The sequence below is a fragment of the Streptomyces sp. YIM 98790 genome (genome assembly GCF_011421595.1).
Lineage (GTDB): Bacteria > Actinomycetota > Actinomycetes > Streptomycetales > Streptomycetaceae > Streptomyces.
The window spans coordinates 1-2520 of the sequence record NZ_WTLH01000352.1 but is presented as its reverse complement, the minus strand read 5'-3'; the positions used below and the strand labels follow the sequence as shown (position 1 = coordinate 2520).

Here is a 2520-nt window from a genome sequence, read left to right as displayed (position 1 = left end):
GTCCGGCGGCGGGTCCGGCGGCGGGTCGGGCGCGCCGGGCAGGTGCAGGGTGGCGACGGTGCCGCCGCCCTCCGCCGGGGTCAGCCCCACCCGGCCGCCGCATTCGCGCACCGTGCGGGCCACGATCGACAGCCCCAGCCCGGAACCCGGCAGGCCGCGGGCGTCCGGCGAGCGCCAGAACCGTTCCCACACGTGCGGAAGCTGCTCCGGCGGGATGCCCGGCCCGTGGTCGCGGATGCGCAGCACCCCGTCCCGCAGGGTCACCTCCACGCTGCCGCCGCCCGCGCCGAACTTCACCGCGTTGTCCAGCAGATTGACCACCGCCCGCTCCAGCGCGGCGGGCTCCGCCCGCACGAACCACGGATCGAGCTCGGTGCTGATCACCAGCCCGTGCGCGCGCAGCCGGGCGCGGGCCGCCGCCCGCTGGGCGATCTCGTGCAGCCCGGTGATCTCCCGCGACCGCCCGGTGCGTTCCGGCCGCGACAGCTCCTGGAGGTCGCCGACCAGGGTGGCCAGTTCGCTCAGCTGCGCGGTGACCGAGTCCATCAGCTCCCGCCGCACCTCCGGGGCCAGCGGCCGGCCGGAGGTCTCGCTGCGCGCCAGCAGCTCGATGTTGGTGCGCAGCGAGGTCAGCGGGGTGCGCAGCTCGTGACCGGCGTCCGCGATGAGCTGCTGCTGGAGTTCCCGGGACGACGCCAGCGCCGCGGTCATGGAATTGAAGGCGCGGGAGAGCCGGGCGAGTTCGTCGTCGCCCTCGGCGGGGATGCGCACCGACAGGTCCTCGGTGCGGGCGATGTGCTCGGCGGCGTGGGTCAGCCGGTCCACCGGCCGCAGCCCGGCCCGGGCCAGCAGCACGCCCACTCCGGCCGCGCCCACCACGCCGCCCGCGGCCACCGCGGTGAGCACCAGGGCGAGTGCCCGCAGCGGGTCGTTCACCTCGTCCATCGGGCGGGCGACGGAGAGCGCGACCGTGCCCTGCAGCAGGCCCTCGGCGTTCAGCCCGGGCAGGAACCGGGTGAGGACCCGGTATTCGGCGCCGTCCGAGCCGGTCACGGTGTGCAGGACGGGGGGCCGCTCGTCCGCCGCCACCGCCCGGTCGGCCTTCCCCACCTCCAGGGTGACGTCTCCGAAGACCACGCAGCTCGCCCCGCGTCTGTCCACGAGCTGGGCGATGTCGCCGAACGGGTTGGGGCTCGGCAGTTCCGGGGTCCCGGAGTCCCCGGCGGCGCAGTCACCGGTCTCGACCCGCTCGATGAGATCGACCGGGATGCGGCTCTCCTGCAGCCGCTCGTCCAGCGAGGAGATCAGCTGGCCGCGCACCAGGAACCAGGCCGCCAGGGCGCAGGCGGCCACGGCCAGGGCGACGGCGGCGGCGGTGAACGCGGCCAGCCGGGTGCGCAGCGGCAGCGCGGAGAGTCTCACCGGCCCGGCGCCCCTCCACCGGGCCGCCCCGGGGGCGTTCCCCGGCCCGGGCCGCCCGCCCCCCGCACCGGCACCGGCGCGGGCTCGGGTGCGGGCGCCGTTCTCGCGGGGCTCATCGGCGCGGCTCCCGCAGGCTGTAGCCGACGCCCCGCACGGTCTGCACCAGCCGCGGCTCGCCGCCCGCCTCGGTCTTGCGGCGCAGGTACATCACATAGACATCGAGCGAATTGGAGGACGGCTCGTAGTCGAAGCCCCACACCTCGCGCAGGATCTGCTCCCGGGTCAGCACCTGGCGGGGATGGGTGAGGAAGAGTTCCAGCAGGGTGAACTCGGTGCGGGTCAGCTCCACCGGACGGCCGCCTCGGGTGACCTCGCGGGTCGCCAGATCCATCCGCAGGTCGGCGAAGGTCAGCACCTCGGTGCCGGGCGGGCTGCCGGGACCGCCGGCCTCGGGCCCCTGCCCGGCGTAGCCGGAGCGGCGCAGCAGGGCCCGCAGCCGGGCCAGCAGCTCGTCCAGCTCGAACGGCTTGACCAGGTAGTCATCGGCCCCGGCGTCCAGCCCGGTGACCCGGTCGCCCACGGTGTCCCGGGCGGTGAGCATCAGGACCGGCACCCGGTTGCCGGCCGAGCGCAGCCGCCGGGCCACGGTCAGCCCGTCCATGCGCGGCATGAGCACGTCCAGCACCACGGCGTCGACCGGGCCGGCGTCCGGCGGTGCCGGGGCGGAGGCCGAGGCGGAGGGCAGCAGCCGGTCCAGGGCCTCCCGGCCGTCCCGCGCGGTCTCGGTGCGGTACCCCTCGAAGGCCAGCGCCCGGCGCAGCGCCTCCCGGACGGCCGGCTCGTCGTCGACGATCAGCACCCGGGAACGGTCGCTCATGGCATTCAGTCTTGCAGCCGCGGCGGACGGTGGCGCGGCCGGCCGGCCTCCCCCGCTGGACAGGTGTGTGTCCCGGCCATGCCGTCGAGGGTGCGGCAGGCGGAGGAGAACCGTCCGGGAAGCCGCTCCGTCCGTGCCGCGGCCTCGCTCCCCGGCTCCGCCCGGGCACCGCCGCCAGGACGGCGACCGGGCCCCCGGCGCGGCGGCGGCGCCGGCGCTCC

General features: G+C 76.6%; 2 protein-coding genes. Both read right to left on the bottom strand.

From position 1 onward, the window contains the following. Nucleotides 1–1422: cell wall metabolism sensor histidine kinase WalK (locus tag GQS09_RS27910; RefSeq protein WP_165990300.1), on the bottom strand; the 1422-nt coding region annotated here is incomplete at its 3' end. 112 nt (nt 1423–1534) lie between these two features. Further along, nucleotides 1535–2299, bottom strand: coding sequence for a response regulator transcription factor (locus GQS09_RS27905; RefSeq protein WP_165990299.1), 765 nt, complete (start codon nt 2297–2299; stop codon nt 1535–1537). Nucleotides 2300–2520 lie beyond the last annotated feature (221 nt).